Origin of the sequence: Cellulomonas sp. FA1, from assembly GCF_000986825.1 — a bacterium.
Taxonomy (GTDB): domain Bacteria; phylum Actinomycetota; class Actinomycetes; order Actinomycetales; family Cellulomonadaceae; genus Cellulomonas; species Cellulomonas iranensis.
On record NZ_LBMY01000001.1, the window covers coordinates 3,279,277 to 3,300,636 of the forward strand.

Below are 21,360 nucleotides of genomic sequence, written 5' to 3' on the forward strand. Positions count from 1 at the left end.
GCGGCGTGTCGGCGCCGTGTCGGCGACCCCGCGCACGGTGGGGCCATGACCACAGACCTGGTGATCGAGGCCGAGGGCCTCACCAAGCGATTCGGGTCGACGCAGGCGCTCGCCGGTGTCGACCTCGTCGTGCCGCGCGGCACCGTGCACGGCGTGCTCGGGCCCAACGGCGCCGGCAAGACGACCGCCGTGCGCATCCTGTCCACCCTGCTCACGCCCGACACCGGCACGGCGCGCGTCAACGGGCTCGACGTCGTCCGCGACGCCGCGCGCGTGCGACGCAGCATCGGCCTGACCGGCCAGTACGCGTCCGTCGACGAGGACCTCACCGGCCGGCAGAACCTCGTGCTGTTCGGCACGCTGCTCGACCTGGGGCGCACCGGTGCCCGCGCCCGCGCCGCCGAGCTGCTCGCGTGGTTCGACCTGGCCGACGCCGCCGACCGTCCCGCCAAGACGTACTCGGGCGGGATGCGCCGCCGCCTCGACCTCGCGGCGTCGCTCGTCGGCCGGCCCGACGTGATCTTCCTCGACGAGCCCACGACGGGCCTCGACCCCGCCAAGCGCGAGGACATGTGGGACGTCGTGCGGCAGCTCGTGGCCGACGGCTCGACCGTGCTGCTCACGACGCAGTACCTCGAGGAGGCCGACGCGCTGGCCGACGAGATCACGGTCGTCGACCACGGGCGCGTCATCGCGCACGACACCCCCGACGGGCTCAAGCGCGTCGTCGGCGGGCAGACCCTCGAGGTGCGGCCCGCGGACCCCGCGCGACTCGCCGACACGGCCGCCGTGCTCGCGCACGTCACGACCGGCGCCCGCCCGGACGAGATCCGCAAGGGCGTGCTCGCCGTGCCCGTCGCGGACGACGCCGCGCTCACGGCGACGGTCGAGCGGCTGGCCGTCGCGGGCGTCGCCGTCACCGAGCTGTCCCTGCACCTGCCGAGCCTCGACGAGGTGTTCTTCACGCTGACCGGCCGCACCACCGCGGCCACCGAGGAGGTGGCCGCATGAGCGCCACGACCCTGACGCCCGCCCCCCGCACCGCCGGCCCCGACGCCGCCGCGGTGCCCCACCATCGGCCGTTCGCGCTGGTGCGCCACTCGGCGGCGCTCGCGAAGCGCTCGCTCATCAAGACGTGGCGCACGCCCGAGGCGCTGATCGACGTCACGCTGCAGCCGATCATCTTCCTGCTGATCTTCGTGACGATCTTCGGCAACGCGGTGGCCGGCAGCACGAGCAGCTACCTGCAGTTCCTGCTCCCCGGGATCCTCGCGCAGACCATCGCGCAGGGCGCCATCGCGATCGGCGTGAACCTCAACGTCGACATGGAGAAGGGCATCTTCGACCGCTTCAAGTCGCTGCCCGTGCCGCGCAGCGCCCCGCTCATCGGCGCCGTGGCGGGCGACGTGGTCCGGTACGTCATCGTCACCGTCGTGACGTTCGCGACCGGCTACGCGATGGGCTTCCGCATCGGCACCGACGTGTGGCACGCGCTCGCGGGCTGCCTCCTGGCGATCCTGTTCGCCGTGTGCCTGAGCTGGGTCTCGGTGTGGGTCGGCATGATGGTCCGCACGTCCGGCGCGGTGCAGGGGATCATGTTCCTCATCGTCATGCCGTTGAGCTTCGGCTCGAACGTCTTCGTGCAGACCGGTGACCTGCCGGGCTGGATGCAGGGGTTCGTCGACGTCAACCCGCTGACCCACCTGGTCGAGTCGATGCGCGGGCTGTTCCTCGGAGCGCCCCTGGGCGACCACGTGTGGTGGACGCTCGCCTGGTGCGTCGGGCTCGTCGCGGTGTTCATGCCGCTCGCGATGCGGGCCTACCGTCGCAAGGTCTGAGGCGACTCGGCGGCGGACGGCGCCGCGGCCGGCACCCAGGGAGCCGTGAGCTCCCGGAGGCGGGCCGCGGTCGCTGTCGCCGTCGCCCCGGCCAGTGCGCGCTCGCGGGCCGCGACGGCGTCGCCGTCGCCGAGCGCGCGCGCCAGGGCGGGGCTCGGCGCGCGCGGCAGCAGCATCCGTGCGCCCGCGCCGAGCCGCCGCCCGAGCGCCACCAGCTCGACGGCGGTCGCCGGGTCGCCCTCGGCGGCCGCGAGCTCGGCGCACGCGAGGCCGAACGTGCCCAGCACCGGCATGTCGGACGTCGCGCCGACGTCGTCGAACGCCTCCGCCAGCAGCACCCGCGCCCGTGCGAGGTGCGCCGCGCGGGCGTCGCCCGCCTCGGCGCTGGGGCCGTCGCCCGCGCCGGTCTGCGCACCTGCGACACCCGCGTCGGCCTCCGCACCCACGGCCCCCGCCCCCGCGACCTCGCCCGCGGCTCCCGCGTGCAGCACCACGGCCGCGAGCCGGAACAGCGCGCGCGCCTGCGGGGGCGCGACGAGCTCGGGCACGGCGGCGCGCACGGCGGCCTCGGCGTGCGCCACGGCCTCGGCGGTGCGGCCGCCCACCCACGCGACGTGCGCGAGCCCCACCGACGCCTGCGCCGCGAGGGTCGGCTCGGACTGCTCGGACCCGGCCGCGTCGGCGAGCCGCGCGAGCGCGTCGGCGTCGCCCGTGGTCGCGAGCTCGATGTCGAGCAGCAGCCGCGACGAGCGCGCGTCGAGCGTCGCGCCGACCCGCTCCAGGTGGTCGGCGCTGCGCGCGAGCCAGCGCGCGGTCTCGTCGTCGTCCTCGTCGGACGCCCACTGGCCGACGCCCTGCGCGGCGGTGCCCATGAGCCACTCGTCGCCGGCCTCCTCGAACGCGGCGTACGCGGCGCGCGCGTCGGCTTCCGAGCGGCAGCCGTCGCCCGCGTTCTCGTCGACCGCGCCGCGCAGGAACAGCCCGATGCCGCGCACGTACGGGTCGTCGTGGCCGACGAGCGCCTCGATCGCCCCGCGTGGCGGGACGGGGTTCGTGAAGAGCGCCGGCAGCACGCCGACGAGCGCGCGCATGCGCGGCGAGAGCGCGTCGGCGCGCTCGGCGGTGAGCCTCGTCGCGGCGCGCAGCGCGACGGCCGTCAGGCGCTGCGGCTCGACGACCGTGCTGGTCAGCGCCCCGAGCACCGTGACCGTCGCGGTCGCGTCGGGCGGCGGGAGCGGGCGCCCGGCGGCGTGGCCCCGCACGGCGCCCGAGCGCAGCCGTTCCGCGGGGTCGTGGACGTGCAGCACGCGCTCCGCCCAGGTGACGACCTCGAGGTGCGCGCCGCGCACCGACCACAGCCACCCGAGCGCCGCGAGCACCTCGACGGCCGCGGGCTCGTCGTCGGTGCGCAGCGCGTGCCGCAGCGCCTCGACCAGCAGGTCCTGGTCCCGCGTCAGGGCGTGCAGCGCGGCGACCTGCCCGGGTCCGACGAGGTCGGGCAGCAGGCCGCGCGCGAGCCGCGCGCCCCAGGCGACGAGACCGTGCACCGCGTCGGCGCGCCCGCCGGCCGCGTCGAGCCGAGCCTCGCCGTACTCCCGGACCGTCTCGAGCATGCGGTACCGCGGCCCGTCGGCCTGGTCGTCGAGCGCGAGCAGCGAGTGCTCGACGAGCGCCGCGAGCCCGCGCCGCACGTCGTCGACCCCCGCGACGGCGGCCGCCGCGTCGGCGCCGAACGGGCCCGGCAGCACCGCGACCCTCTCGAGCAGGTGCTGCTCGGCGGGGGCCAGCAGCGCGCGGCTCCAGTCGACCAGCGCCCACAGGCTCGCGTGCCGTTCGGGCAGGCCGCGCAGCGCGTCGTCGAGCAGCCCGAACCGGTCGTCGAGGCCCGCGAGCACGTCGGCGACCGGCATCGACCGCAGGCGCGCCGCCGCGAGCTCGAGCGCGAGCGGCAGGTGGTCGAGGCGCCGGCACAGCTCGCGCGCGACCGCGTCGTCCCACGCCAGGCCGGGCCGCGCCGCGTGCGCGCGGGCGTGCAGCAGCGCGACGGCGTCGTCCTCGGCGAGCGTGTCGATCCGGTGCACGACCTCGCCCACGAGGCCCAGCGGCGCCCGGCTCGTCGCGAGCACCGTGACGTCGTCGGGTGCGGCCTGCAGCAGGTCGGCCACAGTCTGCGCGGCGGCGTCGAGCACGTGCTCGCAGTTGTCGAGCACGAGCAGGCCCTCGAGGTCCTGGCCCGCGACGCGCAGCCGGTCGACGGGGTCGAGCGCGCGCCGCTCGGTGGTCACCTCGACGCCCGACGGCGCGAGGTCCGCGCCGCCGACGGCGTGCAGGACGGCGGGCAGCACCTCGTCGGGTGCGCGCAGGCCCGCGAGCTCGACGACGCGCACCGTGCGGCCCTCGGCCTCGGCGCGCGCGACCTCGGCGGCCAGCCGCGTCTTGCCGCTGCCGCCGGGTGCGACGAGCGTGACGACGGGCGCGGTGCGCAGCGCGGCCCGGACGGCGGCGACGTCGTCGTCGCGACCCAGCAGGGGGGTGGTGGCGCGGCGCCACGACGCCGGCAGGGCGACGCTACGGGGCGGGGCGGTGCGCGGCGTGCCGCCCGGGGCTGCGGGCGACGTCGTGGCGTCCGGTCCCGCGGACGGGTCGGTGGGCGACGCGACCCCGGCGGTCGTGCCGCTCGCGGCGCGGGCCGGGGTCGCCGACGGCGCCGTGCCGCCCGGTGCGGGGGTCGGGGGCGTGTCCGCCGGTGCGGGCCGCAGCTCGCCCCGCAGCAGCGCGAGGTGCGCGGCGGCGACGACGGGCGACGGGTCGGCGCCGTACCGGTCCGCGAGCTCGGCCCGCAGGTCCTCGACGAGCGCGAGGGCCTCGGCGTCGCGGCCCTGCGCCGCGAGCACGCGCACGAGCAGCGCGGCGGCCGGCTCGTCGGGCGGCACGCGCGCGGCGAGCAGCCGCAGGTCGGCGGTGTCGAGCGGACCGCCGCCCGCGAGCGCCGCCTCGGCCGCGGTGCGCGCGACCTCCGACAGCAGGCGCGCCGTGGTCGGGTCGGCGACGTCGGGCGCGGCGGGCAGCAGCGCGCGGGCGGCCGCGGCGGCGGCCCGCGCGTCGTCGGGGCGCCCGGCGGCCAGCGCGGCGGCCGCGGCGGCCGCGAGGTCGTGCGCGCGGGCGGTGTCGACCTCGAGGTCGTCGAGGGGCAGGCGGTACCCCCCGGTCGTGCCCTGCACGGGCAGCCCGGTGCGCCGCAGCCGTGACACGAGGGCCTGGACGGCACCCGTCGCGTCGGCGGGCGGCGCGTCCTGCCACACGGCGTCGACGAGCGCGGCGACGGACACGGCGCGCCCGCGCGCGTCGAGGAGCTCGCGCAGCAGCGTCGCGAGCCGCTCGCCGCGGACGGGGCGCCCGTCCACCGCGAGCTCGCCCAGCGTCGTGATCCGCACGGCCCCAGCATCCCGCATCCGCGCCGCTGGGCCGGACGGGTGACAGCGCGTCCCTGCCGTTGTCCGATTCGGACAATCCGGACGACGATGGGCGGACCACCGCGGCCGCGGCGGTCGCCTGCGCGGCCGTCGCCCGACGAAGGGGACCGCCCGTGACCGACGCACCCGCCGCCGCCCGTCCGCTTGCCGGCCACGACATCGCGGTCGACCGCGAGCGCGTGCGCCGCCGTCGCGTGGTCCGCCTGTGCCTCGTCGTGCTCGCGCTCGAGGCGTACGTGGTGTGGGCCGCGGTGACCGGGCGGCCGCTCGTGGTGCTGCCGTCGGTCGACCCGATGGTCGTCGCGCCCGTGCTGTTCTTCGTCGCGCTCATCGCGCTGCTCGTCGGCACGCAGGTGGGCGCGGGGCGCTCGCCGCACGTCACGTACCGACCCGAGCAGGTCGACGTGACGCTCGACGACGTGGTCGGCATCGACCCGATCGTCGACGACGTGCGCCGCTCGATCGACCTGTTCCAGACGCACCGGCGGTTCGCCGACCAGATGGGCGGCACGCCGCGCCGCGGCCTGCTGTTCGAGGGTCCGCCGGGGACGGGCAAGACGCTCACGGCCAAGGCGATGGCGGCCGAGGCGGGCGTGCCGTTCCTGTTCGTGTCGGCGACGAGCTTCCAGTCGATGTACTACGGCGCGACGGCCCGCAAGATCCGCACGTACTTCCGTGCGCTGCGCACCGCGGCCCGCAAGGAGGGCGGCGCGATCGGCTTCATCGAGGAGATCGACGCGATCGCGCTGCGCCGCGGCGGGCTGCTCGCGGCGGAGCCGACGGCCGCGTTCGTCGGGCTGCCGTCGCCGTCCGCGGTGCTCGCGGGGCAGGGCGCCGGGGTGGTGCGCAACGCGATGATCTCGGAGGGCACGGGTGGCGTCGTCAACGAGCTGCTGGTGCAGATGCAGTCGTTCGACGAGCCCGTGGGCGGCGACCGGCTGTACAACCGGCTCGTCGCGGCGGTGAACCTGCTGCTGCCCGCGCACCGGCAGCTCAAGCAGCGGCGCCCCACGCGTGCGCCGATCCTGCTGATCGCCGCGACCAACCGCGCCGACCACCTCGACCCGGCGCTGCTGCGCCCGGGCCGGTTCGACCGCCGTCTCACGTTCAACCCGCCGGACGCGCACGGGCGGCGCGCGCTCGTCGACCACTTCCTCGCGCGGCGCGCGCACCACGCCGAGCTCGACGAGCCCGCGACGCGGGACCGGCTCGCGGCCGCGACCAGCGGGTGGACGCCCGTGATGGTCGAGCACCTGCTCGACGAGGCGCTGGTCAACGCGCTGCGCCGCGGCGACGACGCGATGCGGTACGTCGACGTCGAGCAGGCGCGCATCACCGAGCTCGTCGGCATCGGCCACCCCGTGACGTACACGCGGACCGAGCGGACGCTCATCGCGACGCACGAGGCGGGTCACGCGGTGACCGCGTGGCTGGTCGCGCCCAACCGCACGCTCGAGGTGCTGACGATCGTCAAGCGCGGCTCGGCGCTGGGGCTGCTCGCGCACGGCGACTGCGAGGAGGTCTACACGCACACGAGCGGCGACCTGCGCGCGCTCGTGCAGATCGCGATGGGCGGCTGGGTCGCCGAGGAGCTGTTCTTCGGCCAGACGACGACGGGGCCGGCCTCCGACCTCGCGGCCGCGACGCGCACGGCCGCGCAGATGGTCGGCGCGGCGGGCATGGCGGGGTCGCTGGTGTCGTTCGCGGCCACCGACAAGGACCTGGTCTCGGCGGTGATCGCCGACCCGCGGGCGCGCGTGCAGCTCGAGGACGTGCTGGACAGCGCGCGGGCGACCGTGCGGCGGCTGCTCGCGAGCAACCGGGACCTCGTCGAGGCGCTGCGCGACGCGCTGCTCGACCGGCACGAGCTCGTGGGCGAGGAGATCACGTCGGTGCTGGAGAAGGCCGTCGCGCAGCGGCCCGACGGCGCGCGGCCCGAGCCGCCGGCGGAGCACCTGCGCATCGCGTGACCCGCGCGGGCGGCGCTCGTGGTCAGCCGCGTCGGCGGGGCCCTTGGTCCCCGTCCGAGCATCCACATCGTGAGACGATGGTGGGGCCGGAGACCCCGGCCGCATCGCCGTCACCCGCAGGAGCGTCCCCGTGTCCGCCGTCACCTACCACCGTCCCGCCGTCGCCCTCCCCGCCCGCGCACGTCTGCGCCACGTGGTCCACGCCGTGCGCTGGGCGCCCGCCCCGTACTTCGAGGGAACCGCACGTCAGCGCCTCGGCTACGTGGCCTACGTGCTGGGCTCGATGCTCGCCTGGACGGCCGTGAGCCTCGGCGTGCTGGCGCTCGTCGGGCGCGCGCTGGCCGCCGTCTGACCCTCGGCCCCGCGGCCTGCCGGCCGGGTGCGTGACGACGCGCACCCGGCCGTCGTCGTGCCCGGGGCCGGACATCCCGCGCAAAGGGTCTGTGGACGACCTGGGGACGGCGCGGCGCGCCCTGTGCACGGACGTGTGGGCGACCGCCTCCGGTGCCGCCCGGGCCGCGCATCGCTGCACGTCAGGGGGGCCGAGGGGTGTCCACAGGCGGGGGACGGGCGGGTCCCCAGGGTGAAGAACGACACACCTGTAACACAACACTTAGTGGTGGGTTGCGTTGTCAGACCCCAGGTGTAGTGTCTTCCCGGACGGCTCGCCCCGACTTGCTCGGGTGCCTCGACGGCACCCGCCCCCGGGTGTCTCGGCCGTCCAGGGGATACACGAACCACGAGCTCGGGGGAGCAGACGAATGACCATCACGGTGTACAGCAAGCCGGCCTGCGTGCAGTGCACGGCGACGTACCGCGCCCTCGACAAGCTCGGCCACGACTACACCGTGGTCGACATCTCCGAGGACGCCGACGCGCGCGACTACGTCATGTCGCTCGGCCACCTGCAGGCGCCGGTCGTCGTCGCCGGCGGTGAGAACTGGTCGGGCTACCGCCCCGACCGCATCAAGGCCCTGGCCGAGAAGCTGGCGACGCAGGTCGCCTGACCCACGGGTGGGCCGCGTCCCGCCCCGCACACGCCCCGGGTCGGCGCCGGCACCGACCGCTCCGACCCGGCGGGCACTCGAGAACACAGGCCGACCGGCATCCGCGGGTGCCGGTCGGCCTGCACCCGGCACCGGAGGCCGGGCCTCGGCATGCCCGGGGTCCGGTGCGGCACGCGACACGAGGAGGAGGGGGTCGACGGTGGCTGGCCTCGTCTACTTCTCCTCGGTCTCGGGCAACACCCACCGGTTCGTCCAGAAGCTCGGCCTGCCGGCGCAGCGCATCCCGCTGCGCGCGACCGACGAGCCCCTGCACGTGACCGAGCCGTACGTGCTCGTGCTGCCGACCTACGGCGGCGGCAACGAGGGCGGCGCGGTGCCCAAGCAGGTCATCCGGTTCCTCAACGACGAGACCAACCGGTCGCACGTCCGCGGCGTCATCGCCGCGGGGAACACGAACTTCAACGAGGCGTACTGCATCGCGGGCGACATCGTGGCGCTCAAGTGCCGCGTACCGCTGCTGTACCGCTTCGAGCTCATGGGAACCAACGAGGACGTCACGCGCGTGCGTGAGGGATTGGGGCAGTTTTGGCAGCGACGGTCGCAGATACCCGCGTAGAGTTGACGGGGCTGGACTACCACGCCCTGAACGCGATGCTCAACCTGTACGACGCCGACGGGAAGATCCAGTTCGACGCCGACCGGCAGGCCGCGCGCGAGTACTTCCTGCAGCACGTGAACCAGAACACGGTGTTCTTCCACGACCTCGACGAGAAGCTCGACTACCTCGTCGAGAACAAGTACTACGACCCGGCGGTGCTCGCGCAGTACGACCGCGCGTTCATCAAGTCGCTGTTCCAGTACGCGTACTCGAAGAAGTTCCGGTTCCAGACGTTCCTGGGCGCGTTCAAGTACTACACGTCGTACACGCTCAAGACGTTCGACGGCAAGCGGTACCTGGAGCGCTTCGAGGACCGCGTGTGCATGGTCGCGCTCGCGCTCGCCGAGGGCGACCAGGACTTCGCCATGAGCCTGGTCGACGAGATCGTGTCGGGGCGCTTCCAGCCCGCGACGCCCACGTTCCTCAACCTCGGCAAGGCGCAGCGCGGCGAGCCCGTGTCCTGCTTCCTGCTGCGCATCGAGGACAACATGGAGTCCATCGCGCGCGGCATCAACTCGGCGCTGCAGCTGTCGAAGCGCGGCGGCGGCGTGGCCCTGCTGCTGTCGAACATCCGCGAGCACGGCGCGCCCATCAAGCACATCGAGAACCAGAGCTCGGGCGTCATCCCCGTCATGAAGCTCCTCGAGGACTCGTTCAGCTACGCCAACCAGCTCGGCGCGCGCCAGGGCGCCGGCGCCGTGTACCTGCACGCGCACCACCCCGACATCTACCGGTTCCTCGACACCAAGCGCGAGAACGCGGACGAGAAGATCCGCATCAAGACGTTGTCGCTGGGCGTGGTCATCCCCGACATCACGTTCGAGCTCGCCAAGAAGAACGAGCCGATGTACCTCTTCTCGCCGTACGACGTCGAGCGCGTCTACGGTGTGCCGTTCGCCGACGTGAACGTCACCGAGAAGTACTACGAGATGGTCGACGACAAGCGCATCCGCAAGACGAAGATCAGCGCGCGCGAGTTCTTCCAGACCCTCGCCGAGATCCAGTTCGAGTCCGGGTACCCGTACGTCATGTTCGAGGACACGGTGAACCGGGCCAACCCGATCGAGGGCAAGATCACGCACTCGAACCTGTGCTCGGAGATCCTGCAGGTCTCGACGCCGTCGACGTTCAACGAGGACCTGTCGTACGCCGAGGTCGGCCGCGACATCTCCTGCAACCTCGGGTCGATGAACATCGCGCTGTCGATGGACTCGCCCGACCTGGGCAAGACCGTCGAGACCGCGATCCGCGCCCTGACGGCTGTCTCCGACCAGACGAGCATCGAGTCGGTGCCGTCGATCAAGAAGGCCAACGCCGGCGGGCACGCGATCGGCCTGGGGCAGATGAACCTGCACGGGTACCTGGCGCGCGAGCGGATCTTCTACGGCTCCGACGAGGGCCTCGACTTCACGAACATGTACTTCTACACGGTCGCGTACCACGCGATCCGTGCGTCGAACCTGCTCGCGCAGGAGCGCAAGGCGTCGTTCTACGGCTTCGAGCGCTCGACCTACGCGACGGGCGAGTACTTCACGAAGTACGTCGAGAAGGAGTGGAAGCCGCGCACCGAGCGCGTCGCCGCGCTGTTCGCCGACGCGGGCGTGCACATCCCCACGCAGGACGACTGGCGCGAGCTGGCCGCCCTGGTGGCCGAGCACGGCCTGTACAACCAGAACCTGCAGGCGGTCCCGCCGACCGGCTCGATCTCGTACATCAACCACTCGACGAGCTCGATCCACCCGATCGCGTCGAAGATCGAGATCCGCAAGGAGGGCAAGATCGGGCGCGTCTACTACCCGGCGCCCTTCATGACGAACGACAACCTGGAGTACTACCAGGACGCGTACGAGATCGGCTTCGAGAAGATCATCGACACGTACGCCGAGGCGACGCAGCACGTCGACCAGGGCCTGTCGCTCACGCTCTTCTTCAAGGACACCGCGACGACGCGTGACCTCAACCGCGCGCAGATCTACGCGTGGAAGAAGGGCATCAAGACGATCTACTACATCCGCCTGCGGCAGATGGCGCTCGAGGGCACCGAGGTCGAGGGCTGCGTCAGCTGCATGCTGTGACGCCCCGACACCGCGACGCCCTCCGACGAGACCAAGGACGAACGACATGATGAGCCCCACGGGCAAGCTGAAGCTGGTCGACCGCGTGTCGGCGATCAACTGGAACCGGCTCCAGGACGAGAAGGACCTCGAGGTCTGGGACCGCCTGGTCGGCAACTTCTGGCTGCCGGAGAAGGTGCCGGTCTCCAACGACATCCAGTCCTGGGCGACCCTCACCGACGCCGAGAAGCTCATGACGAGCCGCGTGTTCACCGGCCTCACGCTCCTGGACACCATCCAGGGCACGGTCGGCGCGGTCAGCCTCATCCCCGACGCGCTGACCCCGCACGAGGAGGCCGTCTACACGAACATCGCGTTCATGGAGTCGGTGCACGCCAAGTCGTACTCCTCGATCTTCTCGACGCTCATGTCGACCAAGGAGATCGACGAGGCGTTCCGCTGGTCGGAGGAGAACCCGAACCTGCAGCGCAAGGCCGAGATCGTCCTCAACTACTACCGGGGCGACGAGCCGCTCAAGCGCAAGGTCGCCTCGACGATGCTCGAGTCGTTCCTGTTCTACTCGGGCTTCTACGCGCCCATGTACTGGGCGTCGCGCGCCAAGCTCACCAACACGGCCGACCTGATCCGCCTCATCATCCGCGACGAGGCCGTGCACGGGTACTACATCGGCTACAAGTTCCAGAAGGGCCTCGAGCTGGTGTCCCCGGCCGAGCGCGCCGAGCTCAAGGACTACACGTTCGAGCTGCTCTTCGAGCTGTACGACAACGAGGTGGAGTACACGCAGGACCTGTACGACGAGCTCGGCCTCACCGAGGACGTCAAGAAGTTCCTGCGCTACAACGCCAACAAGGCGCTCATGAACCTCGGCTACGAGGCCCTGTTCCCGCGCGACGAGACGGACGTCAACCCGGCGATCCTCTCGGCGCTGAGCCCCAACGCCGACGAGAACCACGACTTCTTCTCGGGGTCGGGCTCGTCGTACGTCATCGGCAAGGCCGTCAACACCGAGGACGAGGACTGGGACTTCTGATCCGGTCCGGCACGGCGTGACCACGGCCCCGGCGGGTTCCCCGCCGGGGCCCTGGTCGTCCGCGGGTGTCCGCAGGCGCGGGGCAGGCCGAGGTGAGCCCGCCCGCGTGCGGGCCCGGGTCCCCGGTGCGAGGGTGGGGCGGACCCGCCGCGCACCCCGGAGGACCCATGAGCGAGCAGCACCCCGAGCCCGTCGACGGCACGCCGGACGTGTTCGAGCGCCTCACCGACCCGGACCCCGAGCCCACCGACGGCGAGGACAGCCGCCCGGACGACGCGGGCGACGCGGTCGTCCCCTGAGCGGCGGCGACCCCAAGGGGGGTGTAGACGTGCGTCTACACCGCGTCCTAGGCTGGACCCATGACCACGGTCGGGACCCGGGACCTCAAGCAGAACCCCCAGGCGGTCCTGCGCCAGGTCCTCGCCTCCGGTGAGCCGGTGGAGGTTACGAGTCATGGCCACCCGACCGGCGTCGCCCTCGTCCCCCTGGCCACGGGCCCGCGGCCGTGGGTGCGCGGGGCGGAGCTGGCGGCGATCACACCCCTGATGGACGACGCGGCGCAGCGGCTGCACGACGACCTGGCCGCGGTCGACCACGGCGACGCGCCGGCCGACCCCTGGGCGGCGGGCGCGTGATCCTCCTCGACACGAACGTGCTCGTCGACCTGCACCTCTACCGGCTCGACCCCGACGAGCAGTTCGCCGCGAGCATCCTGTCGCGCGCCGAGCTCGAGTTCGGAGTGCGTGCTGCCCGCACCGCGCACGACACGGCTGTGCGCACGGCGCGCCTCAACGAGCTCGACGCGCTGTTCGACTGGTTGCCGTTCGACGTCGCGTGCACGCGCTCGTACGGCGTGGTGGCGTCCACCGCACGGGCATCGGGAGCCAAGGTGCGCGGGAAGGACGCCCTCATCGCGGCCCAGGCCCACCGGCACGGCGCCACCGTCCTGACGGCGAACCTCGACGACTTCCTGCCGTTCGCGCACGTCGTCCAGGTCGCGGCCCCGGTCCGCCGCTGACGCGGTCGCGGTCGCCGGCGCGCGTCAGCCCAACGACGCCCGGAGCGTCTTCAGCTCGCGCTTGAGCTTCCTGCGCACGTACACCGCGGTGGCGACGGCCTCGGCGCCGCTGTAGCCGCGGGGCGCGGCCTCGATCGTCATGATCAGGTACAGGTAGGTGCGGTAGAGCGCGAGCCGCAGCCGTGCCCGGTCGTCGAGCACGAGCGGCTCGCCCGCGGCCTGCGCGTACCCGTCGAGGAAGTCGAAGTCCTTGGCGGGGTTCGCGAACAGCGCGGTCGACGCGAGCTCGGCCAGCGGGTCGCCCCAGAACGCGCGCTCGCCGTCGATGAGCGCCTCCAGGCGCGCGGTGCCGCTCGACCGTGCGACGAACACGTTGCCCGCCCACAGGTCGAAGTGCGTGAGCACGGGCACCTCGACGGTGTCGAGCTCGGGCGCGGCCGCCGCGACCCGCTCCGACAGCCCGACCGCCGAGCGCGGCAGGCGCACGCCGTACCGGTCGGCGTCGGCCAGCAGCGCGTCGACCATCGCCGCGAACGCCGCCGACCAGCGGTCGGCCGACAGCGCGCCGTCGGGCCGGTCGTACCCGAACCGCGTGCCCGTGACCGTGCGCAGCCGCGCGACCGCGCCGCCGAGCTCGCGCCGCACGGCGGCCGTCTGCTCGGGGCTCAGGTCGCGGCGCAGGTTGTGCAGCGGCGCCCCGTCGAGGTGCTGCAGCACCAGCACGTCGCGATCCACGTGCCGGCGGGTCAGGTCGACGCCCAGCACCTGCGGCACCGGCACGACGCCCGCCGCGCGGCGGAAGAAGTCGACCTCCGCAGGCATGAGGTCCTGCTCGTACGTGAGCAGCGGCGTGCCCGCGGGCGGCGCGACCTTGACGACCGCGCGCGACCCGTCCGCCAGCGTGACCGCGTACGCGGCGTTGAACATGCCGTCGGTCAGCGGCCGCACGTCCGCGACCGGTGACTCCGTGCCCAGGACCTCACGCACGAGCGTCTCGAGGGTGGGGCGGTCGACCTCGACCTTGGTGGCGCTGCGCATCGGGGGGAGTCCTCGCGTCGGTCCTGGGCCGGGGGGCGGCCACGTGTCCTCGTCACCCTAGCCAGCGTCACGGCCGCCCCCGGCACGCGGGTGCTCACGCCGCACCCAGCACCACGAGCTCGGACGTCGCGCGCGTCATCGCGACGTACCGGTCGACCGTCGCCGCGACGTCGTCGCCCCACGCGCCCGGGTCGACGAGCACGGCGAGGTCGAACTCCAGGCCCTTCGCGAGCGTCGGCGTGAGCGACCGCACGCGGTCCCGCTCGACGGTCGCGTCCGCCCCGATGACGCACGCGACGCCCGCGGTGTGCGCCGCGAGCCACGTGTCGAGCACCGCGTCGAGGTCCGCCACGGCTCCGTGCCGCACGGGCGTGCCGGTCGCGCGGATCGACGTCGGCACGTTCGCGTCCGGCACGGCCGCGCGGATCACGGGCTCGGCGGCGGCCATGACCTCGGCGGGCGTCCGGTAGTTGACCGTGAGCGTCGCGACGTCGACGTCCCGCAGGCCCACGCGCGTCAGCCGCTCGGTCCACGGCTCGACGAACCCCGCGCGCGCCTGCGCACGGTCGCCCACCACGGTGAACGACCGCGACGGGCACCGCGCGAGCAGCATCTGCCACTGCGCGTCGGTGAGCTCCTGCGCCTCGTCGACCACGACGTGCGCGAACGGCCCCGCGAGCCGGTCGGGCGCCGGCCGCTCGACCGTCTCGTGGTCGACGAGCGCCTCGCGCAGGTCGCCCTGCGCGAGCGACTTCATGAGTCCCAGCTCCGAGTCGTCGTTCGACGCGAGGTAGTCCACGACGTCCGCCATGTACTCGCGGTCGGCGGCCTCCGCGGCGTCCCGCTCGCGCGCGCGGCGCGGTGCCTCGGGGTCGCCCACGCGGCGGCGCGCGGCGTCGAGCAGCGGCAGGTCGGCGTCGGTCCACGCGTGCGGGTCGTCGCGCTGCAGCGCGCGCACCTCGTCCGGGGTCAGCCAGGGCGCGCACAGCCGCAGGTAGGCGGGCACCGACCACAGGTCGGCGACGACGTCCGGGCCGTCCAGCAGCGGCCAGTGCCGCCCGAACGTGCGCGTCAGCTCGCGGTCCCGGGTCAGCGCGCGGCGCAGCTCGGCGGTCGGCACGTCGGCGTCGTGCCGCTCGACCACGAGCGCGGCGAGCGTCTCCCACACCTGGTCGCGCGCCTCGTCGTGCGGCGTGCCCGGCTCGACCGACGCGAACGCGTCCGCCCAGTCGGCCGCGGTCAGCACGACGTCCGCCCACGGCGTCCCGACGACCAGGTCGGCCGTCGGCGGGCGCTCCGAGAACGCGACCGCGGGCTCGATCGCGCCGACCATCGCGACCGTCGACTTCAGCGCCGCGACGCGCGGGTCCGGCTCGGGCCGCGCGTCCGCGCCCTCGGGCACGAGGTCGCGCAGCGTGCACGTCACCACGCCGTCCTCGCCGAGGCTCGGCAGCACGTCCGCCACGTAGTCGAGGTACGGCCGGTGCGGGCCGACCACCAGCACGCCGCCGCGCCGCGCGAGGTGCGGGTCGGCGTGCAGCAGGTACGCCGCGCGGTGCAGCGCGACGACGGTCTTGCCGGTGCCCGGCCCGCCGTCGACCACGAGCGTGCCGCGCGCGTCGGCGCGGATCGCGGCGTCCTGGTCCGCCGCGATCGTCGTGAGCACGTCCCGCATGCGGTCCGAGCGGTCCTCGCCGAGGCTCGCGAGGAACGCCGACTGGTCGTCGGGCGCGACGCCGTCGGCGTGCGCGTCGGGCGTCAGCACCTCGTCCCAGTAGTCGACGACCCGCCCGCCCGACCAGCGGTACCGGCGCCGGCTCACCAGGCCGAGGGGGTGCGCGACCGTGGCCGCGAAGAACGGCGCCGCGAGCGGCGAGCGCCAGTCCATGAGCAGGCGCCTGCCGTCGACGTCGGTGAGGCCGATGCGCCCGACGTACGTGCGCGTGCCGTCGGCCGCGACCGTGCGCCCGAGGCAGACGTCGGGCCCGAACCGGCGCAGCAGCCGCACCCGCGCGGTGAGCCGGTGCACCTCCTGGTCGCGCTCGAGCGCGGCCGTGCCCGTGCGGGTCGGCGTGCGGCGCGCGGCGTCGAGGCGTGCGCTCGCGTCGGCGAGCTGCGCGCGCAGCGCGTCGGCCACCGCGGCGAGGTGCGCCGCGTCCTGCGCGACGAGCGCGGGGTCGGCCTTGGCGGACAGGGTCGCGGGCAGCGCGAAAGGGCTGGTCACGGGCGTGTTCACGGCATCGTCTCCGCAGGGTCGGCCGCTCCGCGCGCGGGTCGGGGCGCGGGCACGGGCGGACGATCCTGCGCCCTGCAGGGGGCCTTGCCGCAAGCCCCCCACCCGGACGTATGGTGGACGTGGCGGGGAGCTCGACGAGCACGGCACGGGTCGGTGCCGCAGCCGCCGGTCGTTGGGTCCCGGGCGGGTGTGCGGGCCTCAGGCGGGCGTGGGCTCCGTGGTTCCGTCGGGTCCCGTCGTGTCGTCCGACCGCGCGGCGTCGTCGCGCGCGGGGCACGCGGCCAGCACGTGCGGCAGCGCCGACGTCACGCGGTTGCCCGCCGCGGGCAGCCCGACGAGCACCGCCGACAGCACCTCGTCCCGGCTCGCGCCGAGCTCGAGCGCGCGCCGCGTGTGGAAGTCCAGCCCGGAGTGCAGGCCCGTCGCCGCGAGCACCGCCAGGTAGGCGAGCTCCTGCGTGCGCTGGTCGAGCGCGCTCGCGTCGCCGAGCTCGCCGACCGCGCGCACCCACACGCCGAACTGCTCGGGCGTCTCGCGCGCGAACGCCTGGAAAGCCTCGGACACGCTCATGACGCCGTCCCTCCGTGGTGCCGGGCGGCGTGCTGCCGGCCCGCTGCACCGCGAACGTACGACCGGCCGCCCGCAGCGGCGGCGGACGTAGGTCCCCGGCGACCGCGGCGTCACGTCGCGACGCGCGACGTCGTGTGGCCCCGCGGCTCCGACGAGGCCGGCGAGAGAGCACGCCGTCCGGGGCGCGGCCGATCGGGTGAGCTGCTCGCCCCGCGGCACACGACAGACCGCGGCCTCGCTAGCGTCTGCAGCACGGGGTGGAGGCGGTTCTGCGTGCCCGCGCCGCCCTGGCTCGACGGCGTCGAAGGGAGCGTGTGGTGCCACGTGCGCGAACCAGGACCGCCGCGCCGCCCACCCGGGCGCTGACCGCCCTCCCGTGACCGCGCACCCCGCCACCGCGACGACGTCCGGCCCGGCACGCCGCTACCTGTGGTGGCCGCTGCTGCTGTGCGCCGCATGGCTGGTCGCCGTCGCGGTCGGGATGCCCTGGCCGGCGGTCCTCTTGATGCCTCCGTGCGTCCTCACCCCCGCGCTGGTGGGGATGCGCGGCCCGTTCGTGCGCGGCTCGCTGGCGCAGACCCTTCGGATGTCCACGGCGTTGGTGCCGATGATCGTCGTTGCCACGTACAACCCGCAGTACGACCGGTTCGGGCTCAACCAGGGCCAACCCGGCGTGATCACGCCGGCCGAGTTCTGGTCGCACGTCGCCCGGGCCGAGATCGTCGCGCTCGTCGTCGTCGAGCTCCTGCTGTTCACCCTCGCGTCCGCCCGCCGCCGACGGGCCTGACGACGGGCGGACTTAGGGGCGTGCCGTCACGCCGGCCCCACGTTCACGACGCGCGGCTCCACTGGAACGTCGCGGCCGACGTGCACGTGCGCTGCTCGAGCGCCGCGCCGTCCGCGGTCGACGCGCCGACGACGCTGACGCACCGGCCGCTCGCCCGGTTGACGAGCTGGTCGTACCCGTCGCCCGTCGACCGCCAGGAGAACTGCTGGTTGGTGCGGCCGTGGCACGTGTACTGGATGAGCCGGGCGCCGTCGGCGGTCGACGCGCCGGTCACGTCGAGGCACTTGCCGCTGTGCACGGACCGCAGCGACACGTACCCGCCGCCGGCGTCCACCACCTGCCAGCGCTGCCACGGCTGCCCGTTGCTCGCCCACTGGCCGACCACCGCGGCGTCGTCGCGGTTGGGCTGCTGCACGTCCATGACCTTGCCGCTTGCGCGGTTGACGACCCGCACGTCACCGGCCCCGGGCGTGGGCGTCGGGGTGGGGGTCGGCGTCGTGCCCCCGCCGCGCGTGAACTGCCAGCTCCCCACGTTGAACAGCTCGCCGCTGCCGCCCGCGAACCGCAGCACGAGGTCGCGCGTGCCGGTCGCGCCGCTGACCGGGCACGTGACGGTCGTCCACGTCTGCCACCCGCCCGTGCCGGGCACCGTGCACGTGCCCACCACCGGCCCCGACGCGCCGTCGAGCCGCACCTCGATGCGTCCGCCGCTCGTGGCCGACGCGACGCGTGCGCTGAACGACGCCGCGCCGGACCCGAACGCGACGCCCTTGACGCGGACCCAGTCGCCGTCGCCGATGAACGCGAGGTTGAGGCCGCCCTCGGTCGCGCGCTCGGTCTCGACGCCGCTCGCCCAGGCCACGGTCTCGGCCTGCTGCGTGACGTACGGGTCGAGCGGCTCGATCTGCGGCGGTCCAGCGGTGGTCATGTTCATGAGCGGGATCGACCCGTCGGCGCCGTACGTGAACTGCTCGACCGCGACGGACCGCGTGAACCCGCCCCCGCCCGGCAGCGCGCCGTTGTGGTAGAAGAAGTACGACCTGCCGCGGTAGTCCACGACCCCCGGGTGGTTGGTGAAGCTGCTGCCCTGCTTCGGCATGACGGTGCCGCGGTACGTCCACGGGCCGGTGGGCCCGGGCGCCGTCGAGTAGCCGATGAACTCGCTGCAGCACTCGGCCGCGAACACGTTGTAGTAGGTGCCGTCGCGCTTGTAGACCCACGGCCCCTCCTCGTAGAGCGTGGGCCGGCTGGCGACGTTCCCCGGACGGGTGCCGAACCCGGCCGTCGTGAGCGGGATCCGGGTGGGGCTGCCGGAGTACGACACCATGTCGCGGTTGAGCTTGACGTACCAGAGGTTCGGGTTGCCCCAGTAGAGGTAGGCCTGCCCGTCGTCGTCGATCATCACGGTCGGGTCGATCTCGCCGTTGCCGACCAGGGGCCGGCCGATCGCGTCCCGGAACGGCCCCGTCGGGCTGTCCGAGACGCCGACGCCGATGACCATGCCGCCGCCGCGCTGCTTGACCGGCACGTAGAAGAAGAACTTCCCGTCGCGCTCGACGACCTGGCCGGCCCACGCGTCGGCCTCGGCCCACGCGAACGTCGCCAGCCCCATGGGGGAGCCGTGGTCGGTCCAGTTGGCCATGTCGGTCGTCGAGAAGACGCGCCAGTCCTTCATCGTGAAGTACGTCGAGCCGTCCTCGTCGTGGCTCGTGTAGACGTACAGGCGCCCGTCGTGGACGAGCGGCGCGGGGTCGGCCGTGTACATCGTCTGGACGATCGGGTTGTCGGCCGCCGCCGGTGACGTGAGGGCCACGGGCAGCAGCAGCGCGACCGCGGCCAGCGCCGCGACCCGCCAGCGGCGCGTCACCGCCGGCTCCACACCTGGTTGGCCGCGCCGGTGCACGTCCACAGCAGCACGCCCGTGCCGTTGGCGGTGAGGTTGCGGTCGACGTCGAGGCAGAGCCCCGACGCGACGCCGCGGATCGTGCCGTTCGCCTGCGTGGTCCACTGCTGGTTGGTGCCGCCGTGGCAGTCGTACAGCTGCACGGCCGTCCCGGCGGTCGCGCCCGTCGGGGCGTCGAGGCAGCGGCCCAGCACGCGCAGCGTCGCGCCGTCGGCCGTCCACCGCTGGTTGGTGCCGCCGTTGCAGTCCCAGATCACCGGGCGCGTGCCGTTGGCGGTCGCGCCGTTGGGGGCGTCGAGGCAGCGGCCCGACGCGGCGCTGACCAGGGTCGTCGTCGACGTGCCGGGCGACGTCGTGCCGGGCGTGACGCGGTAGAGCGCGACGCCGTGCGCGGGGACCGTCGCGGTGATGCGGTCGGACGTCTGGCCCGTCGCGCCCGTCCACAGCTCGCGGTAGGACGCGCTGCCCGCGCCCAGGCCCGCCTCGGCGAGCGTCGCCGAGATCGACCGCTGGCCGTTGCCGCGGTTGAGCAGCGCGACGGCGGCCGAGCCGTCGGCCAGCGGCTTGACCCACACCTCGGCGTCGCCGTCGTCGCGCACGCGGTCGGCCTGCCGCACGAGCGGGTCCTGGTCGATCGCGAGCACGTCGCGGTTGGTGAGGACCGACCGCACGTCCGCGGTCATGTTCCGGATGTCGTTGCCGGCGATGAGCGGCGCCGAGAGCATCGCCCACATGCTCATGTGCGCGCGGTTCTCGGTGGCGTCGAGGCTGTTGCGCACGCCGACCATGAGCATGTCGGGGTCGTTGTACTGCCCCGGCTTCGTCCACTCGCGCATCGGCTCGATGATGTCGAGCGCCTCGGTGATGCCGACGAAGCACCACTGGTCCGACGGCGGGCAGCCGGTCGACCACGCGTCCTTGAGGTCCTCGGACGTGCGCCACATGTCGGCGAACGCGCCCCAGCCGGAGTAGGTCGGTGCGGTGTTGTCGTGCGCGCTGTTGGGGTTGATCGAGTAGACGATGGGCCGCCCGGTGGCCTTGAGCGCGTCGCCGAACTTCTTGAACAGCGCCGCCTGCTCCTGCACGGTGCCGCGCGGGTCGCACCAGTCGTGCTTGACGTAGTCGACGCCCCACGACGCGAACAGCTGCGCGTCGCGCGTCTCGTTGCCGTTGGAGGACGTGCCGGGGCGGTTGTTGAAGTACTGGTCGCACGTCTTCTCGCGCGGGGCGTGGTAGAGGCCGAACTTCAGGCCCTTGGAGTGGATGTAGTCGCCGAGCGCCTTCATGCCGGACGGGAACCGCGTGGTGTTGGGTCGCAGGTTGCCGTCGGGGCCGCGCGTGTCCTGCATCCAGCAGTCGTCGACCACGACGTACTGGTAGCCCGCGGCGGCCATGCCCGAGCTGACCATCGCGTCGGCCGCCTGGCGGATCATCTGCTCGTTGATGTTGCAGTAGAACGTGTTCCACGAGTTCCACCCGAGCGGCGGCAGCGGGGCCGGCTCGTCGACGGTGGGCGCGGGTGCCGCCGCGAGGGCGGCGGACGCCGCGGGGGACGCGGCCGCGGGGCCGGTCGGCGCCGCGAGGCCCGCGAGGGGCGCCGCGAGCAGCGCGAGCGTGAGGACGAGCGCGCGGGTGCGCGAGCGCGGGCGTGGGCGGGTGCGGTGCACGGGCGTCTCCTGGGCGGACGGGGCCCGCGGGCGGGCCGGACCGACCCGGCGGACGTCGGTGTCCGTCGGGCGTCACGGCGGCGACGGGTG

Annotated in this window: 18 protein-coding genes; 12 read left to right on the forward strand and 6 right to left on the reverse strand. The window is 74.1% G+C overall.

Going from position 1 to position 21,360, the window contains the following annotated elements; all coding sequences use genetic code 11:
• Positions 1-45 precede the first annotated feature (45 nt).
• A complete protein-coding gene (locus tag GY42_RS14855) occupies positions 46-1,011 on the forward strand; it encodes an ATP-binding cassette domain-containing protein (protein WP_046529920.1) in 966 nt (321 codons plus the stop codon).
• Positions 1,008-1,838 (forward strand): ABC transporter permease, encoded by an 831-nt coding sequence (locus GY42_RS14860; RefSeq protein ID WP_046529921.1) that lies wholly within the window; start codon positions 1,008-1,010, stop codon positions 1,836-1,838. The genes GY42_RS14855 and GY42_RS14860 overlap by 4 nt, the downstream gene beginning before the upstream one ends.
• Here the strand turns inward: GY42_RS14860 and GY42_RS14865 are convergent.
• Complete coding sequence (locus GY42_RS14865) at positions 1,820-5,272, reverse strand: AfsR/SARP family transcriptional regulator (protein ID WP_052748420.1); 3,453 nt, start codon at positions 5,270-5,272, stop codon at positions 1,820-1,822. The two genes, GY42_RS14860 and GY42_RS14865, sit on opposite strands and share 19 nt — an antisense overlap.
• A gap of 152 nt (positions 5,273-5,424) precedes the next feature.
• On the opposite strand from GY42_RS14865, the gene GY42_RS14870 reads away from it, so the two are divergent.
• The 9 genes from GY42_RS14870 to GY42_RS14905 all read left to right on the forward strand — a co-directional run bounded on the left by GY42_RS14870 (position 5,425) and on the right by GY42_RS14905 (position 13,069).
• Positions 5,425-7,281 carry an AAA family ATPase gene (locus GY42_RS14870; RefSeq protein ID WP_046529922.1) on the forward strand — a complete coding sequence of 619 codons (1,857 nt, stop codon included), beginning with the start codon at positions 5,425-5,427 and terminating at the stop codon, positions 7,279-7,281.
• A gap of 130 nt (positions 7,282-7,411) precedes the next feature.
• On the forward strand, positions 7,412-7,633 hold the full coding sequence (locus GY42_RS14875) for a hypothetical protein (protein WP_046529923.1): 222 nt from the start codon (positions 7,412-7,414) through the stop codon (positions 7,631-7,633).
• Positions 7,634-8,042: 409 nt separating this feature from the next.
• The gene (nrdH, locus tag GY42_RS14880) at positions 8,043-8,288 is read left to right on the forward strand and encodes a glutaredoxin-like protein NrdH (RefSeq protein WP_046529924.1); all 246 of its coding nucleotides are present in this window, start codon (positions 8,043-8,045) and stop codon (positions 8,286-8,288) included.
• 199 nt (positions 8,289-8,487) lie between these two features.
• Positions 8,488-8,904, forward strand: coding sequence for a class Ib ribonucleoside-diphosphate reductase assembly flavoprotein NrdI (nrdI, locus tag GY42_RS14885; RefSeq protein ID WP_046529925.1), 417 nt, complete (start codon positions 8,488-8,490; stop codon positions 8,902-8,904).
• Entirely contained in the window at positions 8,874-11,021 is a 2,148-nt protein-coding gene (gene nrdE, locus GY42_RS14890; protein ID WP_046529926.1) for a class 1b ribonucleoside-diphosphate reductase subunit alpha, read from the forward strand. The genes nrdI and nrdE overlap by 31 nt, the downstream gene beginning before the upstream one ends.
• A gap of 49 nt (positions 11,022-11,070) precedes the next feature.
• A complete protein-coding gene (nrdF, locus tag GY42_RS14895) occupies positions 11,071-12,051 on the forward strand; it encodes a class 1b ribonucleoside-diphosphate reductase subunit beta (RefSeq protein WP_046531059.1) in 981 nt (326 codons plus the stop codon).
• A 167-nt stretch (positions 12,052-12,218) separates the two neighbouring features.
• The gene (locus GY42_RS20055) at positions 12,219-12,350 is read left to right on the forward strand and encodes a hypothetical protein (protein WP_269082306.1); all 132 of its coding nucleotides are present in this window, start codon (positions 12,219-12,221) and stop codon (positions 12,348-12,350) included.
• A 60-nt stretch (positions 12,351-12,410) separates the two neighbouring features.
• Positions 12,411-12,686, forward strand: a complete 276-nt coding sequence (locus GY42_RS14900) for a type II toxin-antitoxin system Phd/YefM family antitoxin (RefSeq protein ID WP_046529927.1) — start codon at positions 12,411-12,413, stop codon at positions 12,684-12,686.
• Positions 12,683-13,069, forward strand: a complete 387-nt coding sequence (locus GY42_RS14905; protein WP_046529928.1) for a PIN domain-containing protein — start codon at positions 12,683-12,685, stop codon at positions 13,067-13,069. The genes GY42_RS14900 and GY42_RS14905 overlap by 4 nt, the downstream gene beginning before the upstream one ends.
• 24 nt (positions 13,070-13,093) lie before the next feature.
• On the opposite strand, the gene GY42_RS14910 is transcribed toward GY42_RS14905, so the two are convergent.
• The 3 genes from GY42_RS14910 to GY42_RS14920 all read right to left on the reverse strand — a co-directional run bounded on the left by GY42_RS14910 (position 13,094) and on the right by GY42_RS14920 (position 16,913).
• Positions 13,094-14,107 (reverse strand): aminoglycoside phosphotransferase family protein, encoded by a 1,014-nt coding sequence (locus GY42_RS14910; RefSeq protein WP_046529929.1) that lies wholly within the window; start codon positions 14,105-14,107, stop codon positions 13,094-13,096.
• Positions 14,108-14,201: 94 nt separating this feature from the next.
• Complete coding sequence (gene helR, locus GY42_RS14915; RefSeq protein ID WP_046529930.1) at positions 14,202-16,343, reverse strand: RNA polymerase recycling motor ATPase HelR; 2,142 nt, start codon at positions 16,341-16,343, stop codon at positions 14,202-14,204.
• A gap of 198 nt (positions 16,344-16,541) precedes the next feature.
• Positions 16,542-16,913 (reverse strand): carboxymuconolactone decarboxylase family protein, encoded by a 372-nt coding sequence (locus GY42_RS14920; protein WP_046529931.1) that lies wholly within the window; start codon positions 16,911-16,913, stop codon positions 16,542-16,544.
• A gap of 376 nt (positions 16,914-17,289) precedes the next feature.
• Here GY42_RS14920 and GY42_RS14925 point away from each other — a divergent pair, with 376 nt between their 5' ends.
• Positions 17,290-17,700 carry a hypothetical protein gene (locus tag GY42_RS14925; protein ID WP_046529932.1) on the forward strand — a complete coding sequence of 137 codons (411 nt, stop codon included), beginning with the start codon at positions 17,290-17,292 and terminating at the stop codon, positions 17,698-17,700.
• Positions 17,701-17,743: 43 nt separating this feature from the next.
• On the opposite strand, the gene GY42_RS14930 is transcribed toward GY42_RS14925, so the two are convergent.
• Both GY42_RS14930 and GY42_RS14935 read right to left on the reverse strand, forming a co-directional pair.
• Positions 17,744-19,567, reverse strand: coding sequence for a family 43 glycosylhydrolase (locus tag GY42_RS14930; protein ID WP_046531060.1), 1,824 nt, complete (start codon positions 19,565-19,567; stop codon positions 17,744-17,746).
• Positions 19,564-21,270, reverse strand: coding sequence for a glycoside hydrolase family 27 protein (locus tag GY42_RS14935; RefSeq protein WP_046529933.1), 1,707 nt, complete (start codon positions 21,268-21,270; stop codon positions 19,564-19,566). The genes GY42_RS14930 and GY42_RS14935 overlap by 4 nt, the downstream gene beginning before the upstream one ends.
• Positions 21,271-21,360 lie beyond the last annotated feature (90 nt).

Coding starts and splice junctions, on each gene's coding strand:
- GY42_RS14855 (WP_046529920.1), top strand. CDS start 46: ATGACCACAGACCTGGTGATCGAGGCCGAGGGCCTCACCAAGCGATTC.
- GY42_RS14860 (WP_046529921.1), top strand. CDS start 1,008: ATGAGCGCCACGACCCTGACGCCCGCCCCCCGCACCGCCGGCCCCGAC.
- nrdH (WP_046529924.1), top strand. CDS start 8,043: ATGACCATCACGGTGTACAGCAAGCCGGCCTGCGTGCAGTGCACGGCG.
- nrdF (WP_046531059.1), top strand. CDS start 11,071: ATGAGCCCCACGGGCAAGCTGAAGCTGGTCGACCGCGTGTCGGCGATC.
- GY42_RS20055 (WP_269082306.1), top strand. CDS start 12,219: ATGAGCGAGCAGCACCCCGAGCCCGTCGACGGCACGCCGGACGTGTTC.
- GY42_RS14900 (WP_046529927.1), top strand. CDS start 12,411: ATGACCACGGTCGGGACCCGGGACCTCAAGCAGAACCCCCAGGCGGTC.
- GY42_RS14910 (WP_046529929.1), bottom strand. CDS start 14,107: ATGCGCAGCGCCACCAAGGTCGAGGTCGACCGCCCCACCCTCGAGACG.
- GY42_RS14920 (WP_046529931.1), bottom strand. CDS start 16,913: ATGAGCGTGTCCGAGGCTTTCCAGGCGTTCGCGCGCGAGACGCCCGAG.